The sequence below is a fragment of the Streptomyces sp. NPDC047453 genome (genome assembly GCF_040643155.1).
GTDB lineage: Bacteria > Actinomycetota > Actinomycetes > Streptomycetales > Streptomycetaceae > Streptomyces.
In genome coordinates, this window is sequence record NZ_JBEYTS010000149.1 from 1 (window position 1) to 7,022 (window position 7,022).

Consider the following 7,022-nt stretch of genomic DNA (forward strand, 5'->3'; position numbering starts at 1 on the left):
CACATCAGCTGCTCTGCGGCCGACAGCAGCCCACGGGGCGGGCGCATTTCGCGCATCCGGGCCTCGATGCGCCCAAGGTGGTACTGCGCCTCGGTTGCCAGGCTTTCGAGCCGTAGCCGGTCGGTGCCCGGCGGCGTGATGGCCGCATTCATCCGGAATCGGTCGACGACCGCAGCGTGGGCGTCACGGGCGTCTTCCAGTACTGGTATCAGCACATCCGTCTTCGCTGACATGTGGTGCTCCTGAGCTCGGAGCGGCATGGCTGCCGCGCACGACGAAGAGCGCCCGCCGTCCGTCGCTTCGGCTGGGCAACCGGAACCCATCCTGCGAAAGGTTGCCGAAGATCGCCTGGCGAGCCAGTCACCCGGGTACGCCCCTTGACGCAGCCAGGTGGTGGCGTGCTCGGCGTCCGGTGCGCACGGCCACCACTCAAGGCTGCGGGGAAGCCCGGTCAGGTGGTGGCGGGCGGTCCACCACATGCGCTGCCAGGCGATGGGCCAGGGAGGGTTCCACCAGGCGTCGATGGCGGTCAGGTGCCGTCCCAGGCGGCCCGGTTCTCCCGAAGCTACGGCGAAGTGACAAGTAGCTCCCTGTAATCCTGCCGAGACATCGGCTGAGGACGGTCATCCGCTGGAGGTTGTAGGCGAAGATCCCCAGTCCGGCCCAGGTCTGGGCGCCGGCCAGGCGGCGCAGGCGCGTGCGGCGGAAGCCGAAGCTGCGCTTGAGGTGACTGATGCGGCCTCGATGCCGGCTCTCCAGTTGCGCATCCGCCGGAATGGGCGGCTTTGTTCGTACTCACGTCGCGCGTTTCCAGGCTTCCCGGCTCGTTGCAGGCCGATCCGCTGGACGCCGAGTTCGGCCAGGGTCAGATCGTTGGCCGCGGTGCCGAAGCCGCGGTCGGCGACGACCGTGCCGGGCGTGCGGCCGGTCAGTGACGCGGCACGCTCTACCGCGGGAACCAGTTGCGGAGCGTCGGGTGGGTTTCCGCGCTGGACCTGGTGGTCGACGATGAAGCCGCGTTCGTCCTTGGCCACGAGAGCGGTGTAGCCGAACTGGGTGGCGGGCTGGGGCTTGCCCTTTCGGATTGGCCGGGCGTCGGGGTCGGCCAACGAGACCAGCCGGTCGGGGATGGTGCGGATGCCCGCCAGTCGCAAGGCGGTCTGCTCCAGGAGTCGGCGGGTGCCGGCCGCGGTCTCGGCCAGCTCGCCCACCAGGTGCGCAAGTCGTCCCGAAGGCAGCTTGCCCAGCGTGCGCCGGGCATTGCGCTCCACCGCCGCCGCGTCCCGCAAGGTAGCGCGGGCCAGAGCGGCGATTTCACCGGTGAGTCGATCGATCTCGCCCAGTGCCTGGCCGGTGCGCCGCCGCAGCGTGCGCGAGATCTCCTTCAAACGGCGCCCCGCTGACCGACTGCGATCACGGAAGCGAGTGCGGCTGGCTGCCCCCGACGCCTTGATCCGCCCAACCAGCCGGCCCAATCTGCGTACTCCGTGTTCGAGCAGGTCGGCGTCCGTGGGGTGGTCGACATCGGCTTTGATCACGGTCGTGTCGATGCGCAGCTTGCGGCACCGCAGCAGCTTGTCCTCGACCAGCTTGCCCAGCAGGGCAGTGTTCAGTTCTTCCAAGGTCTGTGTTCCGCTGCGGCGCACCAGCTTGATCAGAGTGGTCGGGTGCGGCACCGGGGAAGCCAGCGGGATGCGGCAGAACCGGCGCCAGCTCAACGAGTCCGCGACCTCACGGCACAGGGTCTCGTAGCCCAGTTGGTAACGGTGCTTGAGATACAGCATGCGCAACAGCGTCTCCACCGGCACCGACGGCCGCCCCAGCCGCTCGGCGAACACCGCCCTCCAGGGGGCGATGAATCGCTCGTCGTCCAAGAACGCATCGACTCGGGCCAGCTCGGCTGGTAACTGCCGTGCATGCTCTGGCAGCACCTCCCACCAGGTGTCCTGTACTACTGCGACACGCAGCACCGCCACCACCCCCGGCCGCAACGACCCGCCTCCACTGTCGCGGCCACGGCCCGCCCTTACCAGCTCTCCCCAGAGGACAACCCAGAGGCAGCCCCAGACTTCTTCAGGGGCAAGCAGCTAGCCGTCGGTGATGTGAAGCAGAGTGTTTACACGGGAGCGGGGAAGAAGCCGGAGCGGGAGGGAGGACAGGAGACAACTGTGACCGTCCTCGCGATCTTTCTCTTCATCATCGGGACGCTCCTCGTCCTCATTGGAACACTCCTGATCCTTATTGGGACGTTCTTGATCATCATCGGGGCGACCTTGATCCTCATAGGGATGACCTTGATCGCTGTAGGCGCGTTCTTGCTAATCCGGAAACTTCTCGGACGTGATCGAACGAAATCTCACTCCTGGTGAACCTAAGGACAGCCCCGTCAGCCACCTGAGCCCCTGAGCCTTGCGGCTACTTCCCCAGCCAGGCCCGGACCGCCGGTGTCGCAGAGGCCGAGGCGCTGGCCGCCTGGGCCAAGCTGCACCACCGCAACCTCACGGCGATCTACATCACCCACGGACACCTCGACCACTTCGCCGGGCTGAGCCTGCTGCTGCGCCACTTCCCGGCGCGCGAGCCATCGCCACACCGAAGACGGTCGAGTTGGCGCGCAAACAGCTGGTGCCCTACTACCGCGCACTCCTGCCCGGCCAGTTGCCGGCCGCGATCACGCTGCCCGAGCCCTACGCGGACGAGACCTTCACCCTGGAGGGCCTCGAGGTGCGCATCATCGAGCAGGGCCACGCCGACGCCCCCCGCCAGCACCTCCCTGTATCCCTGTACGTGCCCTCGCTATCCCTGTGCGTGCCCTCGCTCGGCCTCGTCGTTGGCGGGGACGTCCTCTACAACCATTGCCACCAGTACGTCGCCGAACTCACCCCGCGACAACTGGCTCGCCGCGCTGGACCGGGTGGCGGCGCTGAACCCGAAGACTGCGGGCCATAAGAAGCCGGGCGTCCCCAAGACGTCGGAGGCCATCGAGTGGACGAAGCGCTACCTCATCGACTTCGGCCGCCTGAAGGAGGAGACCTCCAGCGACCGCGACCTGTACCCGGACTGGGCTGCCTCCCGGCATGGCTGATGTTCGGCTGGCACTGCAAAATCGCAGACCGCGAGGCCGCAGGCGCAGCCCGTTGGGGAACGGCGCTCTGATAGTGACCGTGCTCGGTGTGGCCGGTCTGGGCTGGAGCCACCGGAATCACAGGCAGCCGCTTCATCGACGGCTCCCGCCTTCGGCGCGCTCGTCCTCGGCGCTCTCCTTCGGGCGCTCGCCTTCTTCCTCTTCCTCGTACTCGCCGTTCTCCTCCTCGGCGTACGGCTCCTCTTCATCCTCGTAGGCCTCCTCCTCTTCGGGCTGCTTCTCGTTTTCGGGCTGCTCCTCTTCGGGTTCCTCTTCGGTGCCCTCGGCGGCCTCCTGTTCCTCCTCCGCGATCGCGTCCTCGTGGCTGCGGAGGACCTCGCCGTCGCGGATCTCGCCGCGCCAGCTGTCCTCGGTCTCTCCCTTGAGGGTGGTGAAGCGGGCGAAGTTCTTCAGGTCGAGCCGGGCGCGGCGGCCCTGGGCCCGCCAGACGTTGCCGGTCTTCTCGAAGAGGCCGCTGGGGTAGTACTCCATGACCAGCAGGACCCGAGTGAGGTTCTCCTCGAGGCGGTGGAAAGAGACAACGCCCTTCGTGGTGCCCTTCGCTCCCTCCGACGTCCACTGGATGCGATTGTCGGGCACCTGCTCGGTGGTGTGGGCCTTCCAGCTTCGGCTGGACCAGAACACCTTCAGCTGCCAGTCGGAGGAGGTGTCGTCGGCGCGGCTCGCGCTCTTGACGCCCTTGGTGAAGGTGCTGAAGTCCTGGTACTGGGTCCACTGGTCGTAGGCGGTGCGCAGCGGCACGCCGACGTCGACGGACTCGATGATGACGGTGGGCTTGTTGCCCCCGGCCTTCTTGCGCTTGCCCTTGCCCTTGCCGCCCCCGAGGCTCTGCAGCCCGCCCATGACGTTCTCCTTGACGCGGGAGGCGCCCATCTCCAGGGCGGTGCGCAGCGGGCCCTTGCCCTCGGCCAGCTTGCGGCTGGCGTCCAGGGCGAGCTTGGCGAAGCCCGGGCTGTTGCCCTCCGCGATGTCGTTCAGCCTGCCGGTGGTCTCACCAAGCTTGTGACCGAAGCCGACCAGCAGTCGCTGGGCCTGGACGGCGAGGTAGTCCTGCACCTCTGCCTTGAGCCGGTCGGCGGCCTCGCTGTGAGCGAGGCCGGTCAGCGGGTTGTCCTTCGTCGCCTTGCCCGCTGCCTTGTCGGCGGCGGACCTCGCGGATCCGGGTACCTCGGTCATCGGTCACCGCCACCCTTCGGCAGCCGGGAGCGGGCAGCGCGGGGCGCGTCGCCCGCCGCGGCGGTCTTCTTCCCGGCCGCCGCCTTCTTGGCGGGGGCCTTCTTCGCGGGCGCCTTCTTGGCGGGCGGCGTCCTCTTCGCCGCTTCCTTTCGGGCAGGTTCACCCTTGTCCTTGGTCTGGCTCTCCGGCTCCTGGAGCTCCTCCTCGGACTCAGGTCCTTCGCCGGCGTCGCGGCCCTCCCGGTCCTCGTAGCCGCCCTGGGTCTCCTTCTCCCCGCCTTCGCCAGTGTCCGGCACGGCGTCGGCGAGCTGGTCGCGGATCTGCGCGGTCCGTCCGTGCAGCCGGTCGGCGAGCGCGTTCATCTGCCGTTCGGCCATGGCCCCCGAAGCCGCCTTGCCCACGCCCCGCAGGTCCTGGCGCAGCTGGTCCCCGATCTCGTTGAACTGGGGATTGTCCTTCAGCTGCTGGGTGACCAGGTCTGCGAGCCGGCCCGGGCCGAGGTTCAGCTTCTTGCCCGCCAACATGCTGCCCACGGCCATGGCGAGTTTCGCCTTCTTCGTCCGTCCCAGGACGTATCCGGCCCCTACCGCGAGGCCGAGTCCCACTCGATTCATCGTGCCGTCCCCTCGCCTGTCCCAGCGCCCCCGCGCAGGCCGATCTCCAGCCGGTCGAGAAGCTCGTCCTCCCGGCGGCCGAATTCCTCCCCGGTGATCTCTTCTGCCTCCAACTGCCCCTCGAGCTGTGCCAGTTCGACCCGTACCGTGGCTGGGCCGTAGTAGATCCGCTCGGCTTCGCGCAGTACCTGCCGGATCGCCCAGGCACTTCCTCGCGCCGGTGCGAACGGCAGCAGCACCTCGGAGATGAGTTCCATGGCATAACTCCACTCCCGCGTCGGCCTCCGCCGTGGTGCTCGCCGGCTCGGCCGGGCCGGGCTCGACGAAGCTGTACGGCGGCAGCAGGCCGTTGACGCGCAGCACAAGGGGCAGATCCCTGCGGGCCTGCTCGACAGCGGCGAGGAACCGCCCGGCCTCCTCCCAGGCCTTGCCGTCCAGTGTGCCCGCAGGCGCTCCTTGTAGTGCTCGGCCCGCTCAGTGAGCACGTCGGTGACGGTGTCGTCGTCCGAGGCGACGCTGCCGAACCGCATGGGCAGCACGCAGCCAGCCGCCCCCGCCTCGCTGAGCACGGCCTGATGGGCGAACAGATTTCTGCGTTTGGGCCGCAGCCCTTCCGGCGCCTCGCTGACGACCGCCGCCAACTTGCCCGCTTTGAGGACGCGGACCTCGCGCGGCGGGTCGCCGACGCCACCCATGCCCTCCGGCGGCGAGGGGTGCGAGGCGGAGGTGATCCCGTAGACGTACGTGCTCACTCCTGCACCTCCTTCCGGCCAGCCAGCGTGGCCTTGCGGGCCCTCGGGCCCTGCCCGCTCTCGTCCGAGTGCTCCTGTCGGCCCTGGTGGAAGGCGTCGGAGACGGTCTGCGCGGCGCCGGACAGCGCTCCCTTGGTCTTGCCGCGCGCGCCGGACTCGGTGACCTCGCCGACCAGGTCGGGCAGGCCCGGGGTCTTGTGCGGACCGGCCTCCAGGTCGAGCCGGTTGCATGCCTCCGCGAAGCGCAGGTAGGTGTCCACGCTGGCGACAACGACCCGTATGTCGATCTTCAGGATCTCGATGCCGACCAGGGAGACCCGCACGAACGCGTCGATCACCAGTCCCCGGTCGCCGACGAGTTCCAGTACGTCGTACAGGCCGCTGCTGCCGCCTCCGCCGCCGGACGTCGGTGCCGGGACAAGGGTCATGCCAACCGCGCCTCCTCGTCTGCGGGTGTGATTGCGGGCGGGCTAGCGGCGGCCGGACCGGTGTGCGCTGGCGCGGCCGCGTTCGTAGCGGTGCAGGCGCCGGTAGCCAGTGAGCTGCCCCTGCGGGTCGAGTTCGAGGACTCGACCTCCAGCGACCAGTTGTCCTCCGTCTGCGTGAAGGGCGTGACGGACTCGGTGATCAGGCCGGTCGGCTCGGCGTACGCTCCATGGGCTTCGGCCGGGGCGGCGACGCACGGCTGTCGTTCCGGGTACGTGACTCTTGCGCCTTCTGTGGCTCTTGTGAACTCTGCGGCTCTGATGCGTTATATGTGTTCGCCATGGCCGCCTCTTGCTTCAGTGTGGCCGCAGGCTGCTTGGCCAAACCTCCGCGGACGCTGGCGCTTCAGGGCCTGTCCAATGGCATTGCCGGGCTGCATCGTCCGGGGGTCGGGGCCGACGCGAGCCTGATCAGCAATGGCCAGCGCGTCGCAGACGTCGGTCTTGCCTTCGCCCCGATCGCCGTCGCCGGCCCGAGTGACTGCATTACATGAATTGTGGAGTACTTGCTGTTCGCGTTTGACGTGCGGGGTGAATGAGAGGCAGGGCGTCAGATATCGCGGCCGGTGGGGCGCCCGGCACTTCCGGGGACGAGCGGCGGACAGGTCTCCAGTGTGTCGATGACGGCGATGTCGACGCTCGTCACGGCTATTCCCAGGGCTGTTCCGGCGGCGGTGAGGACCGAGCGGCGTACCTGATCGACCTTCTCGGGTAGCGGGCGGTCGAGGGCGGCAGCGAGGGTCATGATCACCTGTACGCCGGTGCCCTCACCCGCGGGGACGAGCCGGCAGGATGCGGCCCTGGCACCGGGGACCGTGTCTGCGGCCTGCCGCAGCACCTTTGCCGCCGC

7 protein-coding genes and 5 pseudogenes are annotated in these 7,022 nt (G+C 68.7%); 4 read left to right on the plus strand and 8 right to left on the minus strand.

Annotated features, from left to right (window positions below; genetic code table 11):
* Window positions 1-233, minus strand: a pseudogene (locus ABZ818_RS42195) (hypothetical protein); the annotation flags it as partial.
* Between the two features lie 376 nt (window positions 234-609).
* Window positions 610-1,970: pseudogene (locus tag ABZ818_RS42200) on the minus strand (ISNCY family transposase); the annotation flags it as partial.
* On the opposite strand from ABZ818_RS42200, the gene ABZ818_RS42205 reads away from it, so the two are divergent.
* The 4 genes and pseudogenes from ABZ818_RS42205 (at window position 1,917) to ABZ818_RS42220 (ending at window position 3,085) form a co-directional block, all read left to right on the plus strand.
* Complete coding sequence (locus ABZ818_RS42205; protein ID WP_361427492.1) at window positions 1,917-2,369, plus strand: hypothetical protein; 453 nt, start codon at window positions 1,917-1,919, stop codon at window positions 2,367-2,369. The pseudogene ABZ818_RS42200 and the gene ABZ818_RS42205 overlap by 54 nt on opposite strands.
* A 137-nt stretch (window positions 2,370-2,506) precedes the next feature.
* Window positions 2,507-2,569: pseudogene (locus tag ABZ818_RS42210) on the plus strand (hypothetical protein); the annotation flags it as partial.
* A gap of 38 nt (window positions 2,570-2,607) precedes the next feature.
* Window positions 2,608-2,949 (plus strand): hypothetical protein, encoded by a 342-nt coding sequence (locus tag ABZ818_RS42215; protein ID WP_361427495.1) that lies wholly within the window; start codon window positions 2,608-2,610, stop codon window positions 2,947-2,949.
* Window positions 2,915-3,085, plus strand: a complete 171-nt coding sequence (locus tag ABZ818_RS42220; protein ID WP_361427498.1) for a hypothetical protein — start codon at window positions 2,915-2,917, stop codon at window positions 3,083-3,085. The genes ABZ818_RS42215 and ABZ818_RS42220 overlap by 35 nt, the downstream gene beginning before the upstream one ends.
* Before the next feature lie 132 nt (window positions 3,086-3,217).
* On the opposite strand, the gene ABZ818_RS42225 is transcribed toward ABZ818_RS42220, so the two are convergent.
* From ABZ818_RS42225 to ABZ818_RS42250, 6 genes and pseudogenes are all read right to left on the minus strand, one after another.
* Window positions 3,218-4,321, minus strand: a complete 1,104-nt coding sequence (locus ABZ818_RS42225; RefSeq protein ID WP_361427501.1) for an SRPBCC family protein — start codon at window positions 4,319-4,321, stop codon at window positions 3,218-3,220.
* Window positions 4,318-4,935 carry a DNA primase gene (locus ABZ818_RS42230; RefSeq protein WP_361427507.1) on the minus strand — a complete coding sequence of 206 codons (618 nt, stop codon included), beginning with the start codon at window positions 4,933-4,935 and terminating at the stop codon, window positions 4,318-4,320. The genes ABZ818_RS42225 and ABZ818_RS42230 overlap by 4 nt, the downstream gene beginning before the upstream one ends.
* Window positions 4,932-5,192: a gas vesicle protein GvpG gene (locus tag ABZ818_RS42235; protein ID WP_361427510.1), complete on the minus strand. Its 261-nt coding sequence runs from the start codon at window positions 5,190-5,192 to the stop codon at window positions 4,932-4,934. Before ABZ818_RS42235 ends, ABZ818_RS42230 begins: the two co-directional genes overlap by 4 nt.
* Window positions 5,193-5,205: 13 nt before the next feature.
* Window positions 5,206-5,687 (minus strand): annotated as a pseudogene (locus tag ABZ818_RS42240) (GvpL/GvpF family gas vesicle protein); the annotation flags it as partial.
* Window positions 5,684-6,115 (minus strand): gas vesicle structural protein GvpA, encoded by a 432-nt coding sequence (locus tag ABZ818_RS42245; RefSeq protein WP_361427504.1) that lies wholly within the window; start codon window positions 6,113-6,115, stop codon window positions 5,684-5,686. The pseudogene ABZ818_RS42240 and the gene ABZ818_RS42245, both read right to left, overlap by 4 nt.
* A gap of 607 nt (window positions 6,116-6,722) precedes the next feature.
* A pseudogene (locus tag ABZ818_RS42250) lies at window positions 6,723-7,022 on the minus strand (Asp23/Gls24 family envelope stress response protein); the annotation flags it as partial.